This window comes from Clavibacter sp. B3I6 (genome assembly GCF_030816895.1).
Lineage (GTDB): Bacteria > Actinomycetota > Actinomycetes > Actinomycetales > Microbacteriaceae > Clavibacter.
In genome coordinates, this window is sequence record NZ_JAUSYL010000001.1 from 1,325,947 (window position 1) to 1,351,987 (window position 26,041).

Sequence of the window (26,041 nt, forward strand, 5' to 3'; positions counted from 1 at the left end):
CCTCACCCTACCCAGCCGTCCCCGCGGGTCCCGGAGCGTCAGTTGGTGAGCGCCGGCACCGTCCGCGGCTGCACGATGAGCCACATGGAGAGGATGGAGACGACGGCGCAGGCGCCCATGACGGAGGCCATCGGCACGCCCGACGTGATGCCGAGGACGCCCACGATGGGCGAGATCGCCCCGGCCAGGCCGAAGTTCACGGCGCCCAGCAGCGAGGCCGCCGTGCCCGCCTCGTGGCCGTGGTTCACGAGCCCGAGCACCTGCACGCAGGGGAAGCCGAAGCCGCAGGCGAGGATGAAGAAGAACAGCGGGATGAGCGTGCCGAGGAGCCCCGCGTCCGTGAACGTGCCGAGCAGCACGATCAGGGCGGAGGAGACGAACTGCACCACCACGACGCCGGCGAGGATCCACTGCGGCCCCACGAGCCGGGTCATGCGCGCCGCGACCTGGTTGCCGATCACGATGCCGAGCGAGTTCACGCCGAAGAGGATGCCGAACTGCTGCGCGTCGAACCCGTACACGTCCTGGAACAGGAACGACGAGCTCGAGAGGTAGGAGAAGAGGCCCGCAAACTGCATGCCGCCGATGATGGCGACGCCCACGAACACGCGGTCCCGGAGCACGTTGCGGTAGCGCCGGAGCAGCGCGCCCTTCTCCTCGACCACGAGGTCCTCGCGGGGCAGCGTCTCCACGATGAGGAACACGACGGCGACGACGACGGCGATGCCGTAGGCGGCGAGCGCGTAGAAGACGCCGCGCCAGTCGACGATGCGCAGCAGCTGCGAGCCGATGACCGGCGCGAGGATCGGCGCGAGCCCCGTGACGAGCGCGAGCCGCGACAGCATCCGCACGAGGGGGCGGCCGCCGAAGAGGTCGCGCACCATCGCCATCGCGACGACCGCGCCGGCCGCGGCGCCCGCGCCCTGGAGCACGCGGAAGACGAGCAGCATCGTGACGTCGGTGGAGAGCGCGGCGCCGAGCGACGCGAGGATGTGGCCGACGGACGCGACGATGAGCGGCAGGCGGCGGCCGACGCGGTCGCTCCACGGGCCGACCACGAGCTGGCCGAGCGCGAAGCCGATGGTCGTGCCCGTGAGCGTGAGCTGGATCGCCGCGTCCGAGACGCCGAACTCGTCCTTGAGGACCGGGAAGGCCGGCAGGTAGAGGTCGATCGTGAAGGGCCCGAGGCCGACGAGGGCGCCCAGCACGATGATGTAGACGATGCGCTCACGGCGGGAGAGGGCGTCTCCGGGATGGACGACGGCAGACGACACGGGGCGTTCCTTCGATGGGGCGTGGCGCGCGGGCGCGCCGAGGGCGGAGGGCGGGGCAGGCACGACCTGCCTGGAGGTCCAACGGACGCATCCCCGGCTTATTCCCAGGTGGAAGAATTTCGTTCCTCAGCCGCGGAGGGCCGTCACCACGCGCTCCACGTCGTCCTCGTCGTTCCACACGTGGAACGCGATCCGCGCGCGACCCGCCCGTCCGGACGCGACGATCCCGGCGGCTCCCAGGCGCGCCAGGTCCGTCCCGTCCGCGTCCGGCCACGTCACGATCGCCTGGCCGCGCTGCTCGATCCCGAGGCCGGCGCTCACGAGGTCGCCGAGCCCGGCGTTCCGGCGGTGCACGGCCTCGAGGTCGAGCCGCGCGAAGAGGGCGATCGCCGGGGCGGCGCCCACCCAGGCGCCGAAGGCGGGCGACACGTCGAACGCGCGCGCGTCCTCGGCGAGCACCATCGCGGGTCCGTAGCAGGACGCCCACACGTCGGCGCCCGCGTACCAGTTGGCCTGCACGGGCACGAGCGTCGCGCGGTAGCGGTCCGACAGCGTGAGGAACGCCGCGCCCCGGGGCGCGCAGAGCCACTTGTAGGCGTGGCAGGCGGTGGCGTCGAAGAGGCCCGCGTCGATCGGCATCGCCCCGGCCGCCTGGGTGGTGTCGCACAGGGTGAAGGCGTCGTGGATCCGGGCGGCCTCGCGGATGGCGGCCACGTCCGCGACCCGGCCGGAGGCCGACTGCACGAGGGAGAAGGCCACGAGGTGCGTGCGCGGGCCGATCTCGGCCGCCAGCTCCTCGAGGGGAACGTGGCGCACGACGACCCCGCGCGCCTCCGCGACGACGAACGGGTAGGTGAGCGAGCTGAAGTCGCCGGTCACGCACAGCACCTCCGCGCCCGCGGGGACGGCGGCGGCGAGCACGCTCACGAAGGAGGCGGTCTGCGAGCCGACGGCGACGGATCCGACGGGGACGCCCACGAGCGACGCGTACGACGCCCGCACCCCCTCGACGACGCCGCCGTAGCCGTGCGCGGTGGATCCGCCGGCCGACCAGGTCGTGAGGTCGGCGCGCAGGCGCTCCACCGTCTCGCGCGTGGGCAGCCCCATCGTGCAGGCCGAGAGGTACCCGGGCCCGGCCTCGAAGAGGTCGCGGAGGTCCGCGGGGAGCGGGGCGAGGTCGGGTGTCGCGGTCATGCGTCCAGCGTGACGACCGCGGGAGGGCGGAGCAACCCCCGGCCCGGCATGCGATGCATAAGCGCGCGTTATGCTCCGCGCATGACGGATGCACCGGGCACGGCCCGCGACCTCGACTCGGCGTCGCTCGCGGCGGTGCACGCGCTGTCCGTGCGCGGCTCGATCACCGCGGCCGCGGCGTCCCTCGGCGTCAGCCAGCCCGCGCTGTCGCAGACGCTGCGGCGGCTCGAGGCCCGGATCGGGGTGCCCGTGACGGCGCGCGCGGGTCGCGGCGTCGTGCTCACGGAGGCCGGCCGGGTGCTCGCGCGGCATGCGGAGACCGTGGTCCACGCCATCGACGCCGCCGCCGACGAGCTCGACGACCTGCGCGGCCTCCGCGCGGGGACCGTGCGGCTCGCCGCCTTCCCGTCCGCGTCGTCCACCGTCGTGCCGCGGCTGCTCGGCGGGCTCGCGGCCTCGCATCCGGGCCTCGCGTTCGGGTACCTCGAGGCCGAGCCGCCCGAGGCCGTCGCCGCGGTGCGCGCGCGCGAGGCCGACGTGTCCGTCACCTTCGCCTACCCGGACGACCCCGACGATCCCGCCGCCCGCGCCCTCGACGGGCTCGACGTGCGGCCCCTGTGGCGGGAGACGCTCTGGGCGGTCCTCCCCGAGGCCCGGGCGCTCCGGCACCGCGGCCCGCTCGCGCTCCGCGACCTCGCGGACGACCGCTGGATCGCGGGCTGCGTCCGGTGCCGCCGCCACCTCGTCAGCGCGTGCGCGCGCAGCGGCTTCGCGCCGGCGACGTCGTTCGAGACGGACAACGCGGCGGCGGCCGTCGGCATGGTGCAGGCGGGCCTCGGGGTGGCGCTGCTCCCGTCGCTCGCGCTCGCGACCGCGCCCCTCCCCCGCGGCGTCGTCCGGCGTCGGATCGCCGGGGTCGGCGAGCGCGTCGTCCACGTGGTGACCGCGCCCGGCGGGTCCGCATCGGCCGCCGTGCACGCCGCGGTCACGGCGCTCGGACGGCTGCGGGTGGGCGACTGGGAGCTCCGCCGGGCCTGACGCACGGGCGCCCGGCGGCGTGTCGCGGCACGCGCTCCTGGCGGATTGTCGGTCGAGATCCGTAGTGTCTGATGGGTATGCCTCCGGTGCCCGCCGGCGGCCCCCCGGACGCAGAAGGACGAGGACGCATGTCCGACCAGCACGGCGACGAGCTCCAGGACGAGCTCCAGGACGAGGTCCAGGCCTCCGGCGGATCCACGGAGCGCCTGAACCGCCACCTGCAGCGGAGCGGCTCCGAGCAGGCCAGGTACCTGGCCGCGTACTTCGGCTGGAGCCTCCACGGCGACCTCATCCGCTCCCAGGGCACGACGGTCGCGATGTTCGTCGAGGACCTGGCCGACGCCATGGTGGCGCTCGACTGGCTCGACGCCTCCGGCATCATCTGGAGCGCCGTCCCGGTGGACGCGGACAGCGCCGTCGCCGCCGTCCGCCGGCACCAGATGGAACAGGGCTGGATGCCGCCGGGCACGGAGTGATCGACCGACCCTCCGTGCCCGCTGTGCGTGCGGCCGAGCGTCGCGACGCTCCTCCATCTCGGGAGTAGCGTCCGAGGGGATCAGGGTGCCGGCGGACGAGTCCCGCAGGCAGCCGGGAGGACACATGACGGACCACGACGGAGCGCTGCTCGACCGCGACATGGGACTGCTGCTGGCAGCGGCGTCCCGAGCGGTGATCTCGCTCTACCGGCCGTTGCTGAAGCCCTACCACCTGACCCACCCGCAGTACCTCGTGATGCTCGCCCTGCACGAGCAGGACCCGCGTCGCGCCGGCGACCTGAGCGACGCCGTGCAGCTCACCCCCGGCACGCTGTCCCCGCTCTTCAAGCGCCTCGAGCTCCTCGGCTACGTCACGCGCCAGCGCGACCAGGCCGACGAGCGTCGCCTGCTCATCGCGCTGACCGACCGCGGGCGGGACATCCTGCCCGACCTCCTGCGCGTCGCCGAGCAGGTGCGCGACGACGTCGTCACCCGCAGCGGCACGGACTCGAGCGCGCAGGCGCGCCTGCGCAGCATGACGGACCTGCTGCTCGACGTCTGACGCACGCCACGCGCCGCCGTCGGCGCTGTCGTCGGACGCCTCAGGGCGCGCCGTCGACGACCCGCTGCCACAGCGTGTGGTCGCTCCACGCGCCGTCGATCCGGAGGTACGCGGGCGCGACGCCGATCGCGGTGAACCCGGCCCGCGTCAGCACCGCCTCGGATCCGCCGTTGCCCACGAGCGTCGACGCCTCCAGCCGGTGCAGCCCGGCGGCGCGGGCGATGCGGACCGCCTGCTGCGCCGCCGCCGTCGCGAGCCCCGCGCCCTGCCGCTCCCGGTCGATCCAGTAGCCGAGGCTCGCGCTCTGTGCCGCGCCCCGCTTCACCGCGAAGAGGTCGCAGCGGCCGATGATCCGGTCCCCCTCCACGACGAGGTACGGCAGTCCGGATCCGGCCGCGCGCTCGGCCACCCGCCCCGCGAGCTGCGCGCGCTGGCCGGCGGCTGTGAAGAACGCGTCGGTCCGCGCCGGCTCGAACGGGCGGAGGTGCTCACGGTTGGCGCGGTACGCCCGCCGCGAGCGCCGCCGCGTCCGTGATGCGCGCGGGCCGCATCACGACGCCGTCGGCGAGGACCGCGCGCTCGTCCGTGCCGGGGAGGGGTCCGCTCACGCCCCGGGGCGCACGTCGCGCTCGGGGCGGGCGTCGGGAGCCGGGATGACGCGGTCGGCGATGAGCCGCGCGTACCAGAGCGCGCTGTCCTTCGGCGTGCGCTCCTGGGTCTCGTAGTCGACGTGGACGATCCCGAACCGCTTCGAGTAGCCGAACGACCACTCGAAGTTGTCGAGCAGGGACCACACCTGGTACCCGCGGAGGTCGACGCCGCGCTCGATCGCCCGGTGCGCGGCCGCGAAGTGCCGCGTGAGGTAGTCGATCCGCTCGGGGTCGTGCACGGCGCGCGCGCCGTCCTCGCCGACCGTCACCTCGTCGTCGAAGGCGGCGCCGTTCTCGGTCACCATGAGCGGCAGGCCGGGGAACTCCTCGTGCAACGACACGAGCAGGTCCTCGAGGCCCTGGGGCTCGATGTTCCAGCCCATCGCCGTGTACGGGCCGGGCTGCTCCAGGAAGTCGACGTCGTCCGTGCCCGGGAAGGGCGTCGCGGCCACGTCGCCGTGGATGGAGGTGCCGCCGCCCGCGGAGGAGCCGTCGCGCATCCGCACGCGGCTGGTGTTGTAGTAGTTGACCCCGAGCAGGTCGAGCGGCTGGTGGATGAGCTCCGTGTCGCCGGGCAGCACGAACGACCAGTCGGTGATCGCCGCGGTGTCCTCGAGGACGTCCGCCGGGTACGTGCCGTGCAGCAGCGGGTCGAGGAACACGCGGTTGCCCACCCCGTCGACGCGGCGCACGGCCTCGGGGCCCGTCTCGCCCTCGCCGCGGATCACGTGCAGGTTGAGCGTGATGGAGAAGCGCGCGTCCGCGGGGACGACCTCCTTGAGCGCGGCGACCGCCAGGCCGTGCGCGAGGTTCAGGTGGTGCACCGCCCGGAAGGACTCCTCCGCGTCGGTGCGGCCAGGCGCGTGCACGCCGGCGGCGTGGCCGAGGTAGGCCGAGCACCACGGCTCGTTGAGGGTGGTCCAGGTGCCGATGCGGTCGCCGAGCGCCTCGCCCATGATCCGGGCGTAGTCGGCGAACGCGTACGCCGTCTCGCGGTTCGTCCAGCCGCCCTCGTCCTCGAGCGCCTGCGGCAGGTCCCAGTGGTACAGCGTCGCGATCGGCGTGATCCCCCGGGCCACCAGGCCGTCGACGAGCCGCCCGTAGAAGGCGAGCCCCTCGGCGTTCGCGGGTCCGCGACCGGTCGGCTGGATGCGCGGCCACGCGATCGAGAAGCGGTACGCCTCGAGGCCGAGCTCCTGCATCAGGTCGAGGTCGGACTCGAGCCGGTGGTAGTGGTCGTCGGCGACGTCGCCGGTGTCGCCGCCGAGCACCTTGCCGGGCGTGCGGCTGAAGGTGTCCCAGATGGAGGCGCCGCGCCCGCCCTCGTCGACCGCGCCCTCGATCTGGTACGAGGCGGTGGCGGAGCCGAACAGGAAGCCGGGCGGGAAGGCGAGCCCCGTGCCCCGGTCGTCGGCGGCGGGTGCGGGGCGTGCGTCAGACATGGCTGAGGGTGACCTTTCCGTCGGTGAGGGGGGTGAGGGGGCCGCCGTGCAGCCGCACCCGCAGGGGCACGTCCGGATCGGCGGTGACCTCGACGCCATCCTGGCCGTGCACGACGCGCACGTCCAGCCTGCGTCCGGTGGTGGGGCTGGTGACGGTCGTGGTGCGCGTGCCCGTCCCGCCGGGGTGGACGGTGAGGATCAGGCCGTCGAGGTGGTCGTGGTCGGGCCGGTCGACGCGCTCGGTGGTGGCGAGCACGGCGCCCGCGCGCACCCAGATCGGCATGCTCATGACGTCGTGGACCTCGCGGTGCCAGCCGCCGCCGGCGCGCACCTCGCCCGTGAGGAGGTTCGTCCACGTGCCCGCGGGCAGGAGGTACTCGACCCGTCCGTCGGCGCTCAGCACCGGCGCGACGAGGAGGTCCGCCCCGAGCATGTACTGCCGGTCGAGGTGCTGGACCGCGGGGTCGTCGGGGAACTCGAGCTGCATCGGCCGCATGAACGGGATGCCCGTCTCGTGCGCCTCGATGCCGACCTGGTGGAGGTACGGCATGAGCCCGAGCTTCAGGCGCGAGAAGCGGCGCGTGACGTCGACGGCCTCCTCGTCGAACGCCCACGGCACCCGGTAGCTGGTGGAGCCGTGCAGGCGCGAGTGGCTGCTCATCATGCCGAACGCCACCCAGCGCTTGAAGACCTCCGGGTCGGGCGTGCCCTCGAAGCCGCCGATGTCGTGGCTCCAGAAGCCGAAGCCGCTGAACGCGAGCGAGAGGCCGCCGCGGAGCGTCTCCGCCATCGACTCGAAGGACGACGAGTTGTCGCCGCCCCAGTGCACGGGCATCCGCTGCCCGCCCGTGGTGGCGCTGCGGGCGAACAGCACGGCGTCGCCCTCGCCGCGGTGCTGCTCGAGCACCTCGAACACGGCCTGGTTGTAGAGCTGCGTGTACCAGTTGTGCATGGCCTCGGGCGCGGTGCCGTCGGCCCAGACGACGTCGAGCGGGATCCGCTCGCCGAAGTCGGTCTTGAGCGCGTCGACGCCCTGGTCGAGGAGCCCGCGGAGCTTGTCCTGGAACCAGCGGGTCGCGGCCGGGCTCGTGAAGTCGACGAGCGCCATGCCCGCCTGCCAGAGGTCCCACTGCCACACGCCGCCGTCGGCCCGCTTCACGAGGTGCCCGAGCTCGCGGGCCTCCTCGAACAGCACCGAGCGCTGCGCGATGTAGGGGTTGATCCACGCGCTCACCTTGAGCCCGCGGTCGTGCAGGCGCCGCAGCATCCCCTCCGGGTCGGGGAACACGCGGGCGTCCCAGACGAGGTCGGTCCAGGTGAACTCGCGCATCCAGAAGCAGTCGAAGTGGAACACCGACATGGGCAGGTCGCGCTCGCGCATGCCCTCGATGAACCGCGTGACCGTCTCCTCGTCGTACTGCGTCGTGAACGAGGTGGAGAGCCACAGGCCGTACGACCAGGCGGGGACGCGCGCGGGACGGCCCGTGAGCTCCGTGTACCGGGCGAGCACGTCCTTGGGCGTCGGGCCGTCGAACACGAGGTACTCGATGGCCTCCCCCGCGGTGGAGAACTGGACGCGCTCCACCGTCTCGCTGCCGACCTCGAACGAGACGTGCTCGGGCTGGTTCACGAGCACGCCGTAGCCGCGGTTCGTCAGGTAGAAGGGGATGCTCTTGTACGACTGCTCGCTCGACGTGCCGCCGTCGGCGTTCCACACGTCGACCGTCTGCCCGTTCTTGACGAGCGGGCCGAAGCGCTCGCCGAGGCCGTAGACGAGCTCGCCGACGCCGAGGCTGAGCTGCTCGTGCACGTAGGTGCGGGAGGGCGCGAGGCCCGTGGTGGTGATGCCCGCGGTGCCCGCGGGCTCCGCGGCCACCGGAGCGCCGTCGGCCAGGGTGATGTACCCCACCGACTTGTGGCCGCTCGAGGTGAGGACGCGGCCGCCCGACTCGAAGGTCAGGTCCCAGGGCGCGCCCTTCGTGATGCGCGCGGTGAGGCCGCCGGTCGTGAGGGTGCCGCCGGTCTCGTCCGCGTGCGCGACGCCCTGGCCCTCGACGGCGCCGACGAGGTCGAACCCCGGGGACGGCGTGCCGCCCCGGTGGTGCTCGATCCGCACGCGCACCACGCCCTCGAGCGGCGACGACAGCGCCACGGAGAGCATCGGGCGGTTGAGGGTGTCCCCGCGGGTGGCGATCCGCTTGGTCGGCGCGTACGCCCGCAGCGTGTCGCCGTCGGCCTCGACGTCGTACGCCTCCTGGGCGTACTGCGCGTCGACGCCCGGCCGGACCTGCCAGAAGCCGTCGGTGAACCTCATCGTGCGTCCTCTCGGATGACGGCGACGGCGCCCGCCGCCACGGTGGTGCCGGCCGCGTGCCGCTCGCCCGTGACGAGGTCGAGCCCGTCGACGTCGAGCCGCAGGTCGCGGTCGGTGTGGTTGATCGCGAACAGCCAGGAGGCGTCGTCGCCGACGCGCCGCACCAGCTCGAGCCCGGCCGCGCCCTGGGCGACGGGGGTGACGCCGGCACGGCTGACGAGGTCGTCGACCAGTCGGCCCGCGCGCTCGCGGTCGAGGTGGGTGGAGACGTAGGTCGCGGTGCCGGCGCCGCGCCGGGCGCGGGTCACGGCGGGGAGCCCGGCGAGGTCGCCCGACGCGTAGGTCGCGACGACCTCCGCGTCGTCGGCGCGGAGGCGCTCCGTCCAGATGCGCACGCGGCCGGGCGGATCCAGCAGCACCTCCTCGTCCTGCAGCAGCGGCGCGAGCTCCTCGACGCGCACCCCGAGGAGGTCGCGGAGGAGCGCCGGGTAGCCGCCGTCGACGACGCGGTTGTGCCGGTCGACCATGCCGGAGAGGTAGGTGACGGCGAGGTGCCCGCCGCCCTCCACGAACGCGGTGAGCGACGCGGCCGCCTCGGGCGTGAGCGAGAACAGGGTCGGCGCGAGCGCGACCGCGTAGCCGTCGAGGTCGTCGTCCGGGTGGAGGACGTCGACGGCGATCCCGCGGGCCGTGAGCTCGCGGTGCAGCGTGAGGGGCGCGTCGAGGGCGGTGACGTCGACGCTCGGCTTCGGGCCGCAGCGGAGCGCCGTCCAGGCGGTGTGGTCCATGAGGATCGCGACGCGCGCCCGCTCGACGCGGCTGCCCGCCACCTCGCGGATGCGCCGGAGCAGCGCGCCGAGCGCCTCCACCTCCCGGTAGACGCGGCTGTCGGATCCGGCGTGCGGCACGACCGCCGAGTGGAACTGCTCGCTCCCGCCGGTCGACTGGCGCCACTGGAAGAACAGCGCGCCCTCGGCCCCGCGCGCGATGTGGGCGAGGCTGTTCCGGGCGAGCTCCCCCGGCGACTTGGCGCGGTTGCGCGGCTGCCAGTTGACGGCCGAGGTGCTGTGCTCGATGAGGAGCCACGGGTCGCCGTGCGCCATGCCGCGCACGCGGTCCGCGCTGAACGACAGCTCGCCGTGCCGCTCGGGGTCGGCGGCGATCGTGTAGTGGTCGTTCGAGACGAGGTCGACCTCCTCGGCCCAGCGCCGGTAGTCGGCGAGGCCGGGGTGGTTCTGCACCATGAAGTTGGTGGTCACGGGGATCCCGGGCGTGATCCGGCGGAGCACCTCCCGCTCGGCGAGGTGGTGGCCGAGCAGCGCGTCCGACGTGTACTGCTCGAACGCGAGCTGCAGGCCCGGGTTGTGGCTCGTGCCGGAGAAGCGCGGCGGGAGCACCTGGTCGAAGGACGTGTAGCGGTGCCCCCAGAAGGCCGTGCCCCACGCCTCGACGAGGTCCTCGATCGTCGCGAAGCGCGCCCGCAGCCAGTCCTGGAAGGCGGCGGCGGTCTCGTCGCCGTGGTCGTGCGCGTTCTCGTTGCCGAGCTCGTTGCTGATGTGCCACATGCGGAGCGCCGGGTGCTCCCCGTACCGCTCGGCAATGCGCTCGACGAGCCGCAGCGCGTAGCGGCGGAACACCGCCGAGGCGGGCGACCACGCGAGCCGGCCCCCCTGCGCGAGGCGGACGCCGGTGTCGGTCACGCACGCGATCTCCGGGTGCGCCCGCATCAGCCAGATGGGCGGCGCGGCGGTGGGGGTGGCGAGGTTCACGCCGATCCCGCCCGCGTGCAGCAGGTCCATGATCCGGTCGAGCCAGCCGAAGTCGAACTCGCCGTCGGCCACCTCGATGAGCCCCCACGAGAAGACGCCGAGGTTCACCGAGTTGACGCCGGCCCGGCGCATCAGCTCGACGTCCTCGACCCACACCTCCTCGGGCCACTGCTCGGGGCTGTAGTCGCCGCCGAGGGCGAAGCCGTCGGCGATGGGCGGGAAGGTCGTGCCCGCGGGGAGGTCGGAGGAGCGGGAGCGGATGCGTGTCATGTCGTCGCCTTCGGGGCGTGGGGGCCGCGAGCGGCCCGGATGGGATGGGGGCGGGGGCGGCGGACGGATCCGCCGCCCCCGGGATGCGGCCGGGTCAGCCCTTGAGCCCGCCGGACAGCAGGTCGAGCCGCCAGAAGCGCTGCAGGAACAGCATCAGCAGCACGAGGGGGATGATCGACACCGCCGCGCCCGCGATCGCGAGCGAGTACAGCGCGGGCGTGCCCGAGCCCTTCGACAGCAGCGTGTACAGCCCCACGGTCAGCGGGTAGCTGCCCTGGTCGCTGAGCATCACGAACGGCAGCAGGAAGTTGTTCCAGATGCCCACGAACTGCAGCATGAAGACCGTCACCATGCCCGGCAGCATCATCGGGATCGCGATGAGGCGGAAGATCCGCCACTCCCCCGCGCCGTCGAGCCGCGCGGCCTCGAGCGTGTCCTGCGGCACCGCCGACGCCGCGTAGACGCGCGACAGGTAGATGCCGAACGGGCTGATGATGAGCGGCAGCAGCACGGAGACGTACCCGCCCGCGAGCCCCAGCTGCGACAGCAGCAGGTACTGCGGGATCGCCAGCGTGATGCCCGGGATGAGCACGCCGCCGAGGATCGAGTAGAAGATGAGGCTCCGGCCGCGGAACTCGTACTTCGCCAGCGCGTACCCGCACATGGCCGAGACCACGGTCGAGAGCACGCCGCCGAGGCCCGCGTACAGGAGCGAGTTGAGCGCCCACATCCCGTACTGGCCGCCCCCGTAGGAGAACAGGTCGCGCAGGTTGTCGACGAGGCCGGTGCCGGGGGCGAACGAGAAGGTCGTGAAGAGCTCGCTCCGCCCCTTCGTGGTCGCGCTGAACACCCACGCCACGGGGATGAGGCAGTAGAGCGCGCCGATGAGGAGCACCGTCGTCGGGATGACCCGTCCGGCGAGCGAGCCCTTGGGGGGCTTCCGGCGGCTGGTCGTCGACCCACCGCGCGTCGGCTTCCGCCGGTCGGCGTCGAGCTCGGCGCGGCGCTCGGCCGTCACGGCGGTCACGAGACGGACCCGTCGGTGCGGCGGTTCGTGATCCACAGCACGAGCGCGGACACGAGGACCGTCCCGAGCGCGAGCACCACCGAGAGCGCGGCGGCGCCCGGCAGGTCGTCGGTGAGGAAGGCGTTGCGGTAGATGGTCATGAGGGGCACCCAGGTCTGGCTGATGACGTTGGTCAACGGCTTGAGCGTGGTCGGCTCGCCGTAGAGCTGCAGCGCGCCGATGAGGGAGAAGATGCCGGTGAGCACCAGGGCGGGGACCACCAGCGGGATCTTGATGCGGAGCGCGATCGCCAGCTCGCCGGCGCCGTCGATCCGCGCGGCCTCGTAGATCTCCGCCGGCACGCCGCGCAGCGACGTGTAGATGATGATCATGTTGAAGCCGACGCCGCCCCACACCGCGATGTTCGCGACGGAGGCGTAGATGGCGGGCTCGCCGAGGAACGGGATCACGCCGCCGCCGAGCGCCTCGGACACCGCGGAGAACGGGCTCGTGCCGGGCAGGTACATGAAGCCCCAGAGGAGCGCCGCGACCACGCCGGGCACGGCGTACGGGATGAAGATCGCCGTGCGGGCGAACCGCGTGGCGCGGGCCGCCGGCACGTCCAGCATGAGGGCGAACAGCAGGGCGAGGCCGAGGGTGATCGGCACCGAGATGATCCCGTAGATCGCGAGCCGGCCGAACCCGGCCACGAGCTCCGGGTCGGAGAGGACGGCGACGTAGTTGTCGAGGCCGGCGAAGACCTGCACGCGCGTGCCGAGGATGCCCCCGCCCTCGAGCCGGTAGGTCTGCAGGCTCAGCCAGGCCGCGTAGACGATCGGCACGAGCATGAAGACGACGAAGAGGATCACGGCGGGCGCGGCGAAGAGGTACGGCGCCCACGCCACGGGGCGGCGGCGGACGCCGCCCCGTGCGGGTGCGGGCGTCCCCGACCGGACCGCCTGCGCGGCGGCGACGGGCGTGGTGGTCACGCGCGCCCCCGTCAGTCGGCCACCGTGAAGCCGGACTTGGTCATGTCCGCCTCCACGGTCGCCTGCACCGACGTGAACGCGTCGCGCCACGGGGTGCCGTCGGAGATCGCCTTGTTGAGCGCGTCGGTCATCGCCGTCTCGGCGACGTTGACGTTCGGGCCCCACGTGACGGGGATCGTGTCGGACGAGATGTCGGCGGCGATCCGGTAGTAGTCGGTCTGCTGCGGCATGAGGGCCGGCGGGGCGCTCTCGGCGGCGGCCTCCTGGCCGCTGGTCGCGGCGGGGTAGCCGTTCTGCACGGTGAGCACGAGGCCCGCGCCCTCGTCGCTGGCGTTCAGCCACTTGGCGAACTCCGCGGCCTCCTCGGGGTGCTCGGATCCCTTCGTCACGATGACGCCGGATCCGCCCTGGTACGCGACGGCCTTCTCGCCGGGCGTCCACTCGGGCAGCGGGCTCATCGACCACTTCCCGATCGTGTCGGGCGCGACGCCCTCGATGACGCCGGGCGCCCAGAGCGCCGACGGCCAGGAGAGGAACTTGCCGGCGTTCGCCTTGGCGTTCCACTCCGGCGTGAGGATCGGGTCGGTGCTGATGAGGTCGCGGTCGGCGAGGTCCTGGAAGTAGTCGGCCACCTCGAGCGACGGCTCGTCGCCGATGCCGACGGACCAGGTGCTGCCGGAGACGTCCCACCAGGACGCGCCGGCCTGGGTGGCGACGCCCGCGAAGAAGCCGAACTGGTCGGCGGGGATGCTCGCGATGTACGCCTCGGGGTCGGCGTCGCGCACCTTCTGCGCGGCGTCGGCGAACTCGGCCCACGTGGTGGGCACCGGGATGCCGTACTGCTCGAGGAGGTCGCTGCGGTAGACGAGCGCCATCGGGCCGACGTCCTGCGGGAGCGCGAAGACGTGGTCGTCGAACGTGACCTGGTCCCACGTGCCCTGCGTGTAGGCGTCCTCGACGTCGGCGACCTGCTCGGTGATGTCGAGCGGCACGTCGGCGACGATGAGCGACGGCAGCGTCGTGTACTCGACCGCGGAGAGGTCGGGCGCGTTGCCGGCGCGGCTCGCGGTGAGGAGCTTCGCGGAGGAGTCGCGTCCGCCGCCCGCGTCCGTGTACTTCACCTGGACGTCGGGGTTCTGCTCGTTCCAGGTGTCGACGAGCTCCTGCGTGTTCGGCGCCCACGACCAGAAGTCGAGGGTGACCTTCCCGCCGGCGGCGGAGTCGCCGCCCCCGGAGGCGGAGCAGCCGCCGAGGAGGAGGGCGCCGACGCCGACGGCGGCGAGCGAGGTGAGGATCCTGCGTGAGTTCATTGCTTCTTCCTTGAGGCGATGCGTCGAAGCGTTTCGACGATGTGCGGTGTGGTGAGGGGACGTGCGGTTCGGGGGATGGGTCTAGGCCGCCACGGGGGCGTCGCGGGCCGGGGGCGCCGCGGTCGATCCGCGCGGCAGGTACGCCGGCGGGATGAGCTCGACGTGCGGCTCGCGTCGCCCGTCCAGCTGCTGCATGAGGAGCTCGACGGCGCGCCGCCCCTGCTCCTCGGCGGGCAGCGGGATGACGTCGAGCGCCGGCACGAGGTGGTCGGTGCTGAAGCTCGAGCAGGCCGACACGATCGAGAGGTCCTCGGGCACGCGCGTGCCGCGCTCGCGGAGCAGCTCCAGCAGGATCGCGTGCACGTTCTCGTTGCAGTTGAGCACGAGGGCGGTGAGGTCCGGGAGCTGGCGTCGCACGTCGTCGAGGGCGTCGGCCACGGCCTCGCGGGTCGCCTCGGTCGTGTGGAACGCCGTGGCCGTGCCCCGGGCCGCGCCCGCGGCGAGGAACCCGTCACGGAAGCGAGGGGCGAAGTTGGAGCCGCGGTCGTAGAGGTGCTGGGAGTGCCCGAGCAGGCCGATCGACCGGTGCCCGAGGTCGGCGAGCCGCTGCACGGCGAGGTCCGCGGCGGACTCGAAGTCGAGGTCGACGCACGTGAGGCCCGCGGTGTCGTGCGGGATGCCGATGAGGGCGGTCGGCAGGTCGAGGGCGCGGATCACGGGGAGGCGCTCGTCGTCGACGGCCACGTCCATCATCACGACGCCGTCCACGAGCGAGCTCGAGGAGACGCGGCCGAGGCCGGAGAGGCTGTCGCCCTGCGTGAGGAGCAGCACGTCGTAGTCGTAGGAGCGCGCCGCGGTGACCACCGCGAGCACGAACGACATGAGCGCCGGCGGGTGCGTGTCGCCGTGCATGGGCGCGGTGAGCGCGATGATGCTCGTGCGCGAGCCGGCCAGCATGCGCGCGCCGGCGTTGGGCCGGTAGCCGAGCTCCTGCACGGCACGGTCGACGCGGGCGCGCGTCGCGGCGGTGATGGTCCTCTTGCCGGAGAGCGCGTACGACACGGTGCTGATGGACACCCCGGCGACGCGCGCGACGTCGTGGATGGTGGCCATGCTGTGACTCCGTCGTCTAAGCGCTTCGATGATCCGAACAGGACCCACGCTAGGTCATCGAAGCGCTTCGCACAAGATCCGATCGCCCACGCCCCGAGCCGGGGCCCGGCTCCCCGCGTGGCGGCGCGTCAGCGCGCGTCGATCCACTCCCCCGGCGCCGGCCGCAGCTCCGCCAGCTCGGCCCACAGCTCGTCGGGCACCGTCACGGCCGCGAGCTCCATCGTCGCGGCGAGCCGGGCCGCCGACGAGATGCCGACCACCGTGGAGTGCACGCGGGAGTCGCGCATGCTCGCCTGCAGCGCCGCCGCCGCGAGGGGGACCCCGTGCCGGGCGCACGCCTCCCCCATGCGGCGCGCGGCCTCCGCGACCGCGGGCCGCGCGGGGCCGTAGCCGTAGGTCGACGCCTGCGCGGGGTCCCCCGTGAGGATGCCGCCGCCGTAGGGCGCTGCGTTCGTCACGCCCATGTCGCGCACGCCGGCCGCCTCGAGGAGCGCGTCGGCCGACCCGTCGAGGAGCGTGGCGCGGTTGTGGGTGATCAGGGCGTCGAACACGTCGAGCTCCACGAAGTGCTGGATGAGGTGCACGTCGCCGCCCGAGATGCCGATCGCGTCCGCCAGCCCCTCGTCGCGGATCGCGAGGAGCGCCTCGACGGGACCGCCCGGCGCGGTCGCGGCCTCGAACGTCGTGTTCTCGGGGTCGTGCAGCATCAGCACGGGCACGCGGTCGACGCCGAGCCGCGTCAGCGACTCCTCGATGCTCCGCCGCATCCGGTCGCCGGAGAAGTCGCCGGTGCGGCCGTCGCGGTCCACCTTGGTCTGGATCACGAGCCGCTCGGCGAGCGACCTCCCGTCGGCGAGCGGCCGGCCCACGAGCACCTCGGACTCCCCGCCGCCGTAGATGTTGGACGTGTCGAGGAAGCGGAGCGGGCCCGCCAGGATCGCCTCGGCGAGCTCCTGGATCCGCGCGTCGCGCGCCGCCTCGTCCTCGCCCGTCCGGGCGGGGCCCCAGCCGGAGGTGCCGATGCAGATCGCCGGCACCTCGATCCCGGTGCGGCCGTACCGCGTGGTCGCTGCTGCCGGATGGGTGGTCGCGCCGTCGAGGTCCATGCGCCGAGTCTGGCCCCGGCCGCATTGTGCGCGGGCGCGCCACGCTATAGGTTGTACAGAGCAACAAATCATCGACGACGCTGACAGGAGACACCATGGCGCTCACCCCCACCCGCGAGGACAAGTTCTCGTTCGGACTCTGGACCATCGGATACACCGGGGCCGACCCCTTCGGCGGACCCACCCGCGCCGACCTCGACGTCGTCGAGGCCGTCGAGCGCATCTCGGAGCTGGGCGCCTACGGCCTCACCTTCCACGACGACGACCTCTTCGCCTTCGGCTCCACCGACGCCGAGCGCCAGACGCAGATCGACCGCCTCAAGGGCGCGCTCAGCGACACCGGCATCGAGGTGCCGATGGTCACCACGAACCTCTTCTCGGCCCCCGTGTTCAAGGACGGCGGCTTCACCTCCAACGACCGCGCCGTCCGCCGGTTCGCGATCCGCAAGGTCCTCCGCAACATCGACCTCGCCGCCGAGCTCGGCGCGAAGACGTTCGTCATGTGGGGCGGCCGCGAGGGCGCCGAGTACGACTCGGCCAAGGACGTCCGCGGCGCGCTCGAGCGCTACCGCGAGGCCGTCAACCTCCTCGGCGACTACGTCACCGACAAGGGCTACGACATCCGCTTCGCGATCGAGCCGAAGCCCAACGAGCCCCGCGGCGACATCCTGCTGCCGACGCTCGGCCACGCGCTCGCCTTCATCGAGACCCTCGAGCGCCCCGAGCTGGTCGGCGTGAACCCCGAGGTCGGCCACGAGCAGATGGCGGGCCTCAACTTCACCGCCGGCATCATGCAGGCGCTGTACCAGGGCAAGCTCTTCCACATCGACCTCAACGGCCAGCGCGGCATCAAGTACGACCAGGACCTGGTCTTCGGCCACGGCGACCTGCAGAACGCGTTCTCGCTCGTCGACCTGCTGGAGAACGGCGGCGTGGGCGGCGGCCGCTCCTACGACGGCCCCCGTCACTTCGACTACAAGCCCAGCCGCACCGAGGACATCACGGGCGTGTGGGACTCCGCCGCCGCGAACATGCGCATGTACCTGCTCCTCAAGGAGCGCGCGCAGGCGTTCCGCGCCGACCCCGAGGTCCAGGAGGCGCTCGCCGCCGCCAAGGTCGCGGAGATCGACACCCCGACGCTCAACGAGGGCGAGTCCTACGACGACATCCTCGCCGACCGGTCCTCCTACGAGGACTTCCCGGCCGACGAGTACTTCGACGGCAAGGGCTTCGGCTTCGTCCGCCTCAACCAGCTGGCGCTCGAGCACCTGATGGGCGCGCGCTCCTAGCGCTCCCCCGCACGCTCGAAGGGCCCGGCATCCGCATGGATGCCGGGCCCTTCCGTCGTCCGCCTTCGCGCTCCGGGGGGGGGGACCAGGGGACGAGCGAGGGGCCCGGCATCTTCCTGGATGCCGGGCCCCTCGTCCGCGCCGGAGCGCAGGTGGTGCGGTGGATCAGCTCGCGGACTTGGACCCGCGGCTCTTGTTGAACACGTCGAACGCGACGGCCAGCAGGAGCACGAGGCCCTTGATGAGCGACTGGTACTCCGTGCCGAGGCCGAGCAGCGACATGCCGTTGTTGAGCACGCCCATGATCAGGCCGCCGATCATGGCGCCGATCACGGTGCCGATGCCGCCGGTGACGGCCGCGCCGCCGATGAACACCGCGGCGATGGCGTCGAGCTCGAACCCGTTGCCGGCGCCGGGGAGCGCCGAGTTGCTGCGGGCGGTGAAGGCGATGCCCGCGAGCGCCGCGAGGACGCCCATGTTCACGAAGAGCAGGAAGTCGACGCGCTTCGTGTTGATGCCGGACAGCTGCGCCGCGTTGAGGTTGCCGCCTCGGGCGTAGATGTGACGGCCGAAGATGCTGCGGTTCATCACCGCCGTGTAGACGAGCACCAGGACGGCGAGGATCACGAGCACGATCGGGGTGCCCTGGTAGCTCGCGAGCAGGTAGGTGATGCCGAGCACGAGGATGGCGATCGTCGCGAGCTTCGTGATGAACCAGGCGAACGGCTCGTCCTCGAGGTTCAGCCGCACGCGGGCACGGCGCTCGCGCAGCTGCTGGGCCACGAGGAACAGCGCCGCGAGCACGCCGAGCGTGACGGTGACCCACTCGAGGTAGGACGTGCCGCCGGAGGGGTCGGGCAGGAAGCCGGCGCCGACCGCGACGTAGCCCTCGGGGAACGGGGTGATGGGGCGGTTGTCGAGCACGATCTGGGCGAGGCCGCGGAACGTGAGCATGCCCGCGAGGGTCACGATGAACGCGGGGATCCCGACGTACGCCACCCAGAAGCCCTGCCACGCGCCGATGAGGCCGCCGACCACGAGGCTCGCGATGATGGACGCCCACCAGGGCCAGCCCCAGTTGACGGCGAACACGCCGGAGATGGCGCCGATGAGCGCGACGACCGATCCGACCGACAGGTCGATGTGACCGGCGATGATGATCATCACCATGCCGATCGCGAGGATCAGGATGTACGCGTTCTGGACGACGATGCTCGTGACGTTGCGGGGCTCGAGGAGCGTCCCGTCGGTGAGGATCTGGAACAGCACCACGATCGCGATCAGCGCGATGAAGATGCCGATCTGCCTGAGGCGACTGACGAGGAACCCCGCCACACTGCTGAGACTGGACATGGTGACTATTCCTTTTCCTTGGTCATGTAGGTCATGAGGCTCTCGGGGGTCGCCTCGGAGATCGGGAGCTGGCCCGTGATCCTGCCGGCCGAGAGGGCGTAGATGCGGTCGCAGATGCCGAGGAGCTCGGGCAGCTCGCTGGAGATGACGATGACCGCCTTCCCCTGCGCGGCGAGGGCGTTGATGATCGTGTAGATCTCGTACTTCGCGCCGACGTCGATGCCGCGCGTGGGCTCGTCGAGGATCAGCACGTCCGGGTCGGAGAACATCCACTTGGAGAGGACGACCTTCTGCTGGTTGCCGCCGGAGAGCTTCCCGGTGATGGCGCCCACGCTCGGGGCCTTGATGTTCATCGACTTGCGGTAGCCGTCGGCCACCACGTACTCCTGGTTGGCGTCGACCCAGCCGGCCTTCGCCAGCTTCTCGAGCGCGGCGCCGGAGACGTTGCGCTTGATGTCGTCGATGAGGTTCAGGCCGTAGTGCTTGCGGTCCTCGGTGGCGTAGGCGAGCCCGTTCTTGATGGCCTCGCCCACCGTGCGGGCGGTGATCTCCTTGCCGCGCTTGTACAGCCGGCCCGAGATGTTCGCGCCGTAGGAGCGGCCGAAGACGCTCATCGCGAGCTCGGTGCGCCCTGCGCCCATGAGGCCGGCGATGCCCACGACCTCGCCCGCGCGGACGTTGAGGTTGGCGTGGTCGACGACGACGCGGGAGTGCTCCTGGGGGTGGTGGACCGTCCAGTCCTCGATCCGGAGGATCTCCTCGCCGATGTCCGGCGTGCGGTCGGGGTACCGGCTCTGGAGGTCGCGGCCGACCATGCCCTTGATGATGCGCTCCTCGCTGATGGAGTCGCGCTCGAGGTCGAGCGTCTCGATGGTCTTGCCGTCGCGGATGATCGTCACGGCGTCGGCGATCGCCTTGATCTCGTTCAGCTTGTGGCTGATGATGATGCTCGTGATGCCCTGGCCCTTGAGGTGCTTGATCAGGTCGAGCAGGTGGGCCGAGTCCTCGTCGTTCAGCGCCGCGGTGGGCTCGTCGAGGATGAGGAGCTTCACCTCCTTGGAGAGCGCCTTCGCGATCTCCACGAGCTGCTGCTTGCCCACGCCGATGTCGGCGATCTTGGTGGCCGGGTTGTCGCTCAGCCCGACGCGGGCGAGGAGCTTGGCGGCCTCGACGTTCGTGGCGTTCCAGTCGATGAACCCGCCACGCGAGATCTCGTTGCCGAGGAAGATGTTCTCCGCGATGGAGAGGAAGGGGCTCAGCGCGAGCTCCTGGTGGATGATCACCACGCCCGACTTCTCGCTGTCGCGGATGCTGGAGAACTTGACGACCTCGTCCTCGAAGACGATGTCGCCGTCGTAGGAGCCGGCCGGGTAGACGCCGGAGAGGACCTTCATCAGGGTCGACTTCCCCGCGCCGTTCTCGCCGCAGATCGCGTGGCACGTGCCGCGCGTGACCTCGAGGCTGACGTCCTGCAGCGCCTTGACGCCGGGGAACGTCTTGGTGATGCCGCGCATCTCGAGAATGTGGTTGGCCATGGCCTGCCTCACTTGTGTGGATGGTGTCGCCGGGTGCCCGGCGGTGCTGCTGCGGGGGCGGTGAGGCCTCCCGGGTCCGGCCGGCCGCGCTGCGCGGCCGGCTGGACCGATGGAGGCCGGTCGGCGCGCGAGCGCCGACCGGCCGGTGCGCCGCCGGAGCGGTGCGGGTGAGGACTACTCGCCCTTGTCGATCTCTTCCTGCGTGTAGTAGCCGCTGTCGACGATGACCTCGATGAGGTTGTCCTTCGTCACGGTGACCGGGGGGAACTGCTTGGTCGGGACGTCCTTGACCTTGTTGTCGTAGGTGTCGGGAGCGTCCGGGGTCTCGCCCTTGAGCAGGTCGTCGACCATCGTGACGGCCTCCTTGCCGAGCAGGCGCGTGTCCTTGAAGATCGTCGAGTACTGGACGCCGTCGAGGATGAGCTTGTCGGACGCCTTCTCGCCGTCCTGGCCGGTGATGATCGGCATGGCGTCGCTGGCCACGCCGGCCGAGGTCAGGGCCTGGATGATGCCGCGGGACAGGCCGTCGTACGGCGAGAGGACGCCGTCCGGCTTGGCGCCGCCGGGGTACGAGCCCGAGAGCAGGTTCTCCATGCGGGCCTGCGCGCCCTCCTGCTTCCACTGCTGGATCGCGACCTGGCTGAACTCCGTCTGGCCGGAGCCGACGGTGATCTGGCCGGAGTCGAGGAACGGCTTGAGGACGCTCATCGCGCCCTCGTAGAAGAACGTGGCGTTGTTGTCGTCCGGGCTGCCCGCGAAGAGCTCGATGGTCTTCTTCTCGGTGCTGCCGGTGGCGGTGCCCTCGGCGTCGACGAGGCCGAGGCCCTGGAGGAGGGAGTTGCCCTGGAGCACGCCCACCTGCTGGTTGTCGAACGTCGTGTAGTAGTCGACGTCCTCGGTGCCGTTGATCAGGCGGTCGTAGGCGATGACCTTGACGCCGTCGTCGGCCGCGGTCTTGAGGACCTGGGTCAGCGCGGTGCCGTCGATCGACGCGATGATGAGGGCCTTGGCGCCCTTGTTGAGCATGGTCTCGATCTGCGAGATCTGGTCCTGCACCTTGTCGTTCGCGTACTGCAGGTCGACCTGGTAGCCCAGCTCGGTGAGCTGCTTCTCGACGTTGTTGCCGTCGTCGACCCAGCGCTCGCTGGTCTTGGTCGGCATGGCGACACCCACCAGGGTGTCCTCGGGCTTGATCTCGCCCTCGGCGCCGGCGCCTCCGCGGCCTCCGCCGCCGGAGCAGGCTGCGAGGGAGAGGGCGATGCTCGTGGCGGCGATGCCGACGAGGACCTTCTTCATCTTCACGGTCGTGTCCTTTCGTACTGCTGCTGTGAGAGGCGGTGCCGGCGTCTGCGCCGGTCCCGCCACCCCTGGTGTGGGTGTTACAGGCCCTGGGCCAGGCGGTGGTACGCCTGGTTCCAGCGGACTTCCTTGGTGAAACCCTTGAGGGTCGTGTCCTCGTCGATGACGAGGAGCTCGGTGCGCGCGATCTCGGCGAAGTCCTCGAAGACCTCGACGCCGATCTGCGTGCTCATGACCGTGTGGTGGGCGGCGCCGGCCGTGAGCCAGGCCGCGGCGCTCGTCGCGAGATCCGGCGCGGGCTTCCACACGGCACGGGCGACGGGCAGGTTCGGGAGCGGCTCGTCGAGCGGCACGACCTCCACGACGTTCGCGACGATGCGGAAGCGGTCGCGCATGTCCGACATCGCGACGACCACGGCGGGGCCGGGATCGGTGTCGAAGACCAGGCGGACCGGGTCCTCGCGGCCGCCGATGCCGAGCGGGTGGATCTCGAGGCTCGGCCGGCCCGTGGTGAGCGTGGGGCAGATCTCGAGCATGTGCGCGCCGAGGATCTTCTCCTCGCCGGGGACGAGGTGGTACGTGTAGTCCTCCATGAGGCTCGCGCCCCCGGGGAGGCCGGCGCCCATGACCTTGGCGGCGCGGATCAGCACGGCCGTCTTCCAGTCGCCCTCGGCGCCGAAGCCGTAGCCATCCGCCATGAGGCGCTGGACCGCGAGGCCGGGGAGCTGGCGGAGGCCGCCGAGGTCCTCGAAGCTCGTGGTGAAGGCGCCGAAGCCGCCCTCCTCGAGGAACGAGCGCAGGCCCACCTCGATGGCCGCGCCGTAGCGGAGCGACTCGTGGCGCTCGGCGCCGCGCTGCAGCTCGGGGGCGATGTCGTAGAGCCGCTCGTACTCGTCGACCAGCGCGTCGATCTCGGCGTCGGTCGCCGCGTCCACGCGCTCGACGAGGTCGTTGACGCCCCAGGTGTTGACGGAGACGCCGAACTTGAGCTCGGCCTCCGTCTTGTCGCCCTCGGTGACCGCGACGTTGCGCATGTTGTCCCCGAAGCGCGCGACCTTGAGCTCGTGCACGGCGGCCCAGCCGGCGGCGGCGCGCATCCAGGTGGCGATGCCCGCGCGGACGGCCTCCGTGCTGACGTGGCCGACGACGGTCTTGCGCGTGACGCCGAGGCGCGACTGGATGTAGCCGAACTCGCGGTCGCCGTGCGCGGCCTGGTTCAGGTTCATGAAGTCCATGTCGATGGTGCTCCACGGGAGCGCGACGTTGGCCTGGGTGTGCAGGTGGAGGAAGGGCTTCTGCAGGGCGTCGAGGCCCTGGATCCACATCTTCGCGGGGCTGAACGTGTGCATCCACGCGATGAGGCCGATGGTGCGGTCGCTCGCGTTGGCCTCGAGGGCCATGCGGCGGATGCTGTCCGAGTCCTTGAGGACGGGCTTCCACACGACGCGGACGGGGACGTCGGACGCCTCCTCGAGCTGCCGGGCGATCTCCTGCGACTGCTCGGCGACCTGCTGGAGCGTCTCCTCGCCGTAGAGGTTCTGGCTGCCGGTGAGGAACCAGACCTCGTAGTGGTCGAGGGACGTGGTGATGCGGCTCACTTCAGGGCTCCTTGGGGTGCTTGTCCGTAGACGTTCTGGTAGCGGTCGAACAGGGAGTCGACGGCCTCGGCGGGCAGGGGCGTCGGCTCCCCGAGCTGGCGGGAGATGTGCACGGTGCGCGCCACGTCCTCGACCATCACGGCCGCCTTCACGGCGTCCTTCGCGTCCTTGCCGATGGTGAACGGGCCGTGGCCCGCCATCAGCACGGCGCGCGAGCGGTGCCCGGTGAGGGTCTCGACGATGCCGCGGCCGATGGAGTCGTCGCCGATGACGGCGAACGGGCCGACGGGGATCTCCCCGCCGAACTCGTCGGCCATCGCGGTGATGACGCACGGGATCGGCTCGCGCCGGGCCGCCCACGCGACCGCGTAGGTGGAGTGCGTGTGGACCACGCCGCCCACCTCGGGCATGTTGCGGTAGACGTACGCGTGCGCCGCGGTGTCGCTCGAGGGGGCGTTGCGGGAGCCGGGGGTGTCCGGGATCACGTTGCCGTCGAGGTCGCAGAGGATCATGTTCTCGGGGCTCAGGTCGTCGTAGCTCACGCCGGACGGCTTGATCACGAAGAGGTCGGCGCCGGGGACGCGGCCGGAGACGTTGCCGCCGGTCCAGATCACGAGGCCGTAGCGCACGAGCTCGCCGTGCAGTCGGGAGACCTCGGAGCGGACGCGGGCGACCGCGACCTCGATCTCGGGTGCGTAGGTGCTCACGCGCGTGCCTCCCTCTTCAGCGACTTGAGCCGCTTCATCACGTCGTTGGCGCCGCGACCGAAGTAGTCGTGCAGCGTGGAGTACTCCTCGTAGAGGTGGTCGTAGGCCAGGGCGCGCGTCTCGTCCGGCTGGTAGCGGCCGCGCTCGACCTTGCCCATGGCGTCGCCCGCGACGCGCACGTCGGGGTAGGCGCCGGCGGCGACCGCGGCGTGGATCGCGGATCCGAGGGCCGGGCCCTGCTCGCTCGTGATGACCGAGATGGGGAGGCGCAGGATGTCGCTGTACGCCTGCATGAGGAAGGCGTTCTTCAGCAGGCCGCCCGCGACGATGAACTCGGTGACGGGGACGCCCGAGGCGTTGAAGGTCTCGACGATCTTGCGCGTGCCGAACGCGGTGGCCTCGAGCAGAGCCCGGTAGACCTCCTCGGTGCGCGTGGTGAGCGTGGTGCCGACGACGAGGCCGGAGAGCTCGTGGTCGACGAGCACCGAGCGGTTGCCGGAGTGCCAGTCGAGCGCGACGAGGCCGTGCCCGCCGACGGGCTGGTCGGCCGCGAGGTCGGTGAGGTGCTGGTGGACGCTCTTGCCGGCGGCCGCGGCCTCCTCGGCGTAGCGCGCGGGCACCTGGTTCTTGACGTACCAGGCGAAGATGTCGCCGACGCCCGACTGGCCGGCCTCGTAGCCGTAGAGGCCGGAGACGATGCCGCCGTCGACGACGCCGCACATGCCGGGGACCTCGGTGAGCACGTCGCTGTTCATGACGTGGCAGGTGCTCGTGCCCATGATGGCGACCATCTGGCCGGGCTCGACCGCGCGGGCGACCGGGGCCGTGACGTGCGCGTCGACGTTGCCGACCGCGACGGCGATGCCCTCGGGCAGGCCCGTCCAGGCGGCGGCCTCGGCGGAGAGCGTGCCGGCCGCGGATCCGAGCTGGCCGATCTCGTGGGCGACCTTGTCCTCGGCGAAGGAGGCGAAGTCGGGGTTCAGCGCGCCCAGGAAGTCGGCGGTGGGGTACTCGCCGTCCTGGAGGATGCCCTTGTAGCCGGCGGTGCAGGCGTTGCGGACGTAGCTGCCGGTGAGCTGCCAGACGATCCAGTCGGCCGCCTCGACCCAGTGGTCCATGAGGCCGTAGAGCTCCGGGTCCTCCTCGAGGAGCTGGAGGCCCTTGGCGAACTCCCACTCGCTGGAGATGAGGCCGCCGTAGCGCGCGAGCCACTTCTCGCCGCGCTCCTCGGCGAGCGCGTTGATGCGGTCGGCGTGCGACTGCGCGGCGTGGTGCTTCCAGAGCTTGACGTACGCGTGGGGGCGGTCGGCGTAGCCCTCGACCTCGTTGAGGGGCGTGCCGTCGGCGAGCGTGGGGACCATGGTGCACGCGGTGAAGTCGGTGCCGATGCCGATGACCTGCGCGGGGTCGATGCCGGCCTCGCGGATGGCGGCGGGCACGGCCTGCTTGAGCACGTCCACGTAGTCGCTCGGGACCTGCAGGGCCCACTCGGGCGGGAGCTGCGCGCCGGTGGCGGCGAGCGTGTCGTCCATGACCGCGTGCGGGTAGTCGAGGACGCCGGAGCCGAGCTCGACGCCGTCCGAGACGCGCACGACGACGGCGCGGCCGGAGAGGGTGCCGTAGTCGACCCCGATGACGTACTGCTCGGGACGGGCGTCGGGCTCGGTGGCTCCGGACGCGGTGCTCACGGGGGCGCTGGGCACGGGATCGACTCCTTCGTCTGATGCAGCGCGATCCGGGAAGACCG

At 71.9% G+C, this 26,041-nt stretch carries 21 protein-coding genes; 4 read left to right on the forward strand and 17 right to left on the reverse strand.

The window, feature by feature from the left end:
- Window positions 1–38: 38 nt before the first annotated feature.
- Together QFZ62_RS06190 and QFZ62_RS06195 are read right to left on the reverse strand one after the other, a co-directional pair.
- A complete protein-coding gene (locus QFZ62_RS06190; protein ID WP_307503076.1) occupies window positions 39–1,274 on the reverse strand; it encodes a multidrug effflux MFS transporter in 1,236 nt (411 codons plus the stop codon).
- Window positions 1,275–1,400: 126 nt separating this feature from the next.
- Window positions 1,401–2,468 carry an aminotransferase class V-fold PLP-dependent enzyme gene (locus tag QFZ62_RS06195; RefSeq protein WP_307503079.1) on the reverse strand — a complete coding sequence of 356 codons (1,068 nt, stop codon included), beginning with the start codon at window positions 2,466–2,468 and terminating at the stop codon, window positions 1,401–1,403.
- Window positions 2,469–2,549: 81 nt separating this feature from the next.
- Between QFZ62_RS06195 and QFZ62_RS06200 the strand changes: the two genes are divergently transcribed.
- From QFZ62_RS06200 to QFZ62_RS06210, 3 genes are all read left to right on the forward strand, one after another.
- The gene (locus tag QFZ62_RS06200; RefSeq protein ID WP_307503082.1) at window positions 2,550–3,506 is read left to right on the forward strand and encodes a LysR substrate-binding domain-containing protein; all 957 of its coding nucleotides are present in this window, start codon (window positions 2,550–2,552) and stop codon (window positions 3,504–3,506) included.
- 128 nt (window positions 3,507–3,634) lie between these two features.
- Entirely contained in the window at window positions 3,635–3,982 is a 348-nt protein-coding gene (locus QFZ62_RS06205; RefSeq protein ID WP_307503085.1) for a hypothetical protein, read from the forward strand.
- 124 nt (window positions 3,983–4,106) lie between these two features.
- Window positions 4,107–4,544 (forward strand): MarR family winged helix-turn-helix transcriptional regulator, encoded by a 438-nt coding sequence (locus tag QFZ62_RS06210; RefSeq protein WP_307503091.1) that lies wholly within the window; start codon window positions 4,107–4,109, stop codon window positions 4,542–4,544.
- Between the two features lie 40 nt (window positions 4,545–4,584).
- Here QFZ62_RS06210 and QFZ62_RS06215 read toward each other — a convergent pair whose 3' ends face one another.
- From QFZ62_RS06215 to QFZ62_RS06255, 9 genes are all read right to left on the reverse strand, one after another.
- Complete coding sequence (locus QFZ62_RS06215) at window positions 4,585–4,953, reverse strand: GNAT family N-acetyltransferase (RefSeq protein ID WP_373425943.1); 369 nt, start codon at window positions 4,951–4,953, stop codon at window positions 4,585–4,587.
- Window positions 4,954–5,148: 195 nt separating this feature from the next.
- A complete protein-coding gene (locus tag QFZ62_RS06220) occupies window positions 5,149–6,636 on the reverse strand; it encodes a GH1 family beta-glucosidase (protein WP_307503094.1) in 1,488 nt (495 codons plus the stop codon).
- The gene (yicI, locus tag QFZ62_RS06225; protein WP_307503096.1) at window positions 6,629–8,950 is read right to left on the reverse strand and encodes an alpha-xylosidase; all 2,322 of its coding nucleotides are present in this window, start codon (window positions 8,948–8,950) and stop codon (window positions 6,629–6,631) included. The genes QFZ62_RS06220 and yicI overlap by 8 nt, the downstream gene beginning before the upstream one ends.
- The gene (locus QFZ62_RS06230; RefSeq protein WP_307503099.1) at window positions 8,947–10,989 is read right to left on the reverse strand and encodes a beta-galactosidase; all 2,043 of its coding nucleotides are present in this window, start codon (window positions 10,987–10,989) and stop codon (window positions 8,947–8,949) included. Before QFZ62_RS06230 ends, yicI begins: the two co-directional genes overlap by 4 nt.
- A 94-nt stretch (window positions 10,990–11,083) precedes the next feature.
- Window positions 11,084–12,007, reverse strand: coding sequence for a carbohydrate ABC transporter permease (locus QFZ62_RS06235; protein WP_373425971.1), 924 nt, complete (start codon window positions 12,005–12,007; stop codon window positions 11,084–11,086).
- Window positions 12,008–12,012: 5 nt separating this feature from the next.
- Window positions 12,013–12,984, reverse strand: a complete 972-nt coding sequence (locus tag QFZ62_RS06240; RefSeq protein ID WP_307503103.1) for a carbohydrate ABC transporter permease — start codon at window positions 12,982–12,984, stop codon at window positions 12,013–12,015.
- Between the two features lie 11 nt (window positions 12,985–12,995).
- A complete protein-coding gene (locus QFZ62_RS06245; protein WP_307503107.1) occupies window positions 12,996–14,294 on the reverse strand; it encodes an ABC transporter substrate-binding protein in 1,299 nt (432 codons plus the stop codon).
- An 81-nt stretch (window positions 14,295–14,375) separates the two neighbouring features.
- Window positions 14,376–15,407, reverse strand: coding sequence for a LacI family DNA-binding transcriptional regulator (locus QFZ62_RS06250; RefSeq protein ID WP_307503109.1), 1,032 nt, complete (start codon window positions 15,405–15,407; stop codon window positions 14,376–14,378).
- A gap of 128 nt (window positions 15,408–15,535) precedes the next feature.
- On the reverse strand, window positions 15,536–16,513 hold the full coding sequence (locus QFZ62_RS06255; RefSeq protein ID WP_307503112.1) for an aldo/keto reductase: 978 nt from the start codon (window positions 16,511–16,513) through the stop codon (window positions 15,536–15,538).
- 95 nt (window positions 16,514–16,608) lie between these two features.
- Between QFZ62_RS06255 and xylA the strand changes: the two genes are divergently transcribed.
- A complete protein-coding gene (xylA, locus tag QFZ62_RS06260; RefSeq protein ID WP_307503115.1) occupies window positions 16,609–17,802 on the forward strand; it encodes a xylose isomerase in 1,194 nt (397 codons plus the stop codon).
- Window positions 17,803–17,967: 165 nt separating this feature from the next.
- Here xylA and mmsB read toward each other — a convergent pair whose 3' ends face one another.
- The 6 genes from mmsB to araB form a co-directional block, all read right to left on the reverse strand.
- Window positions 17,968–19,155, reverse strand: coding sequence for a multiple monosaccharide ABC transporter permease (gene mmsB, locus QFZ62_RS06265; protein WP_307503118.1), 1,188 nt, complete (start codon window positions 19,153–19,155; stop codon window positions 17,968–17,970).
- Window positions 19,156–19,160: 5 nt separating this feature from the next.
- Window positions 19,161–20,690: a multiple monosaccharide ABC transporter ATP-binding protein gene (gene mmsA / locus QFZ62_RS06270; protein ID WP_307503119.1), complete on the reverse strand. Its 1,530-nt coding sequence runs from the start codon at window positions 20,688–20,690 to the stop codon at window positions 19,161–19,163.
- Between the two features lie 174 nt (window positions 20,691–20,864).
- Entirely contained in the window at window positions 20,865–21,992 is a 1,128-nt protein-coding gene (chvE, locus tag QFZ62_RS06275; protein ID WP_307503122.1) for a multiple monosaccharide ABC transporter substrate-binding protein, read from the reverse strand.
- A 77-nt stretch (window positions 21,993–22,069) separates the two neighbouring features.
- The gene (araA, locus tag QFZ62_RS06280; protein ID WP_307503125.1) at window positions 22,070–23,587 is read right to left on the reverse strand and encodes an L-arabinose isomerase; all 1,518 of its coding nucleotides are present in this window, start codon (window positions 23,585–23,587) and stop codon (window positions 22,070–22,072) included.
- Complete coding sequence (locus tag QFZ62_RS06285; RefSeq protein ID WP_307503128.1) at window positions 23,584–24,294, reverse strand: L-ribulose-5-phosphate 4-epimerase; 711 nt, start codon at window positions 24,292–24,294, stop codon at window positions 23,584–23,586. Before QFZ62_RS06285 ends, araA begins: the two co-directional genes overlap by 4 nt.
- Window positions 24,291–25,997, reverse strand: a complete 1,707-nt coding sequence (gene araB / locus QFZ62_RS06290; RefSeq protein WP_307503131.1) for a ribulokinase — start codon at window positions 25,995–25,997, stop codon at window positions 24,291–24,293. Before araB ends, QFZ62_RS06285 begins: the two co-directional genes overlap by 4 nt.
- Between the last annotated feature and the right edge of the window lie 44 nt (window positions 25,998–26,041).

Coding starts and splice junctions, on each gene's coding strand:
- QFZ62_RS06195 (WP_307503079.1), bottom strand. CDS start 2,468: ATGACCGCGACACCCGACCTCGCCCCGCTCCCCGCGGACCTCCGCGAC.
- QFZ62_RS06200 (WP_307503082.1), top strand. CDS start 2,550: ATGACGGATGCACCGGGCACGGCCCGCGACCTCGACTCGGCGTCGCTC.
- QFZ62_RS06205 (WP_307503085.1), top strand. CDS start 3,635: ATGTCCGACCAGCACGGCGACGAGCTCCAGGACGAGCTCCAGGACGAG.
- QFZ62_RS06210 (WP_307503091.1), top strand. CDS start 4,107: ATGACGGACCACGACGGAGCGCTGCTCGACCGCGACATGGGACTGCTG.
- QFZ62_RS06220 (WP_307503094.1), bottom strand. CDS start 6,636: ATGTCTGACGCACGCCCCGCACCCGCCGCCGACGACCGGGGCACGGGG.
- yicI (WP_307503096.1), bottom strand. CDS start 8,950: ATGAGGTTCACCGACGGCTTCTGGCAGGTCCGGCCGGGCGTCGACGCG.
- QFZ62_RS06230 (WP_307503099.1), bottom strand. CDS start 10,989: ATGACACGCATCCGCTCCCGCTCCTCCGACCTCCCCGCGGGCACGACC.
- QFZ62_RS06245 (WP_307503107.1), bottom strand. CDS start 14,294: ATGAACTCACGCAGGATCCTCACCTCGCTCGCCGCCGTCGGCGTCGGC.
- QFZ62_RS06250 (WP_307503109.1), bottom strand. CDS start 15,407: ATGGCCACCATCCACGACGTCGCGCGCGTCGCCGGGGTGTCCATCAGC.
- QFZ62_RS06255 (WP_307503112.1), bottom strand. CDS start 16,513: ATGGACCTCGACGGCGCGACCACCCATCCGGCAGCAGCGACCACGCGG.
- xylA (WP_307503115.1), top strand. CDS start 16,609: ATGGCGCTCACCCCCACCCGCGAGGACAAGTTCTCGTTCGGACTCTGG.
- mmsB (WP_307503118.1), bottom strand. CDS start 19,155: ATGTCCAGTCTCAGCAGTGTGGCGGGGTTCCTCGTCAGTCGCCTCAGG.
- mmsA (WP_307503119.1), bottom strand. CDS start 20,690: ATGGCCAACCACATTCTCGAGATGCGCGGCATCACCAAGACGTTCCCC.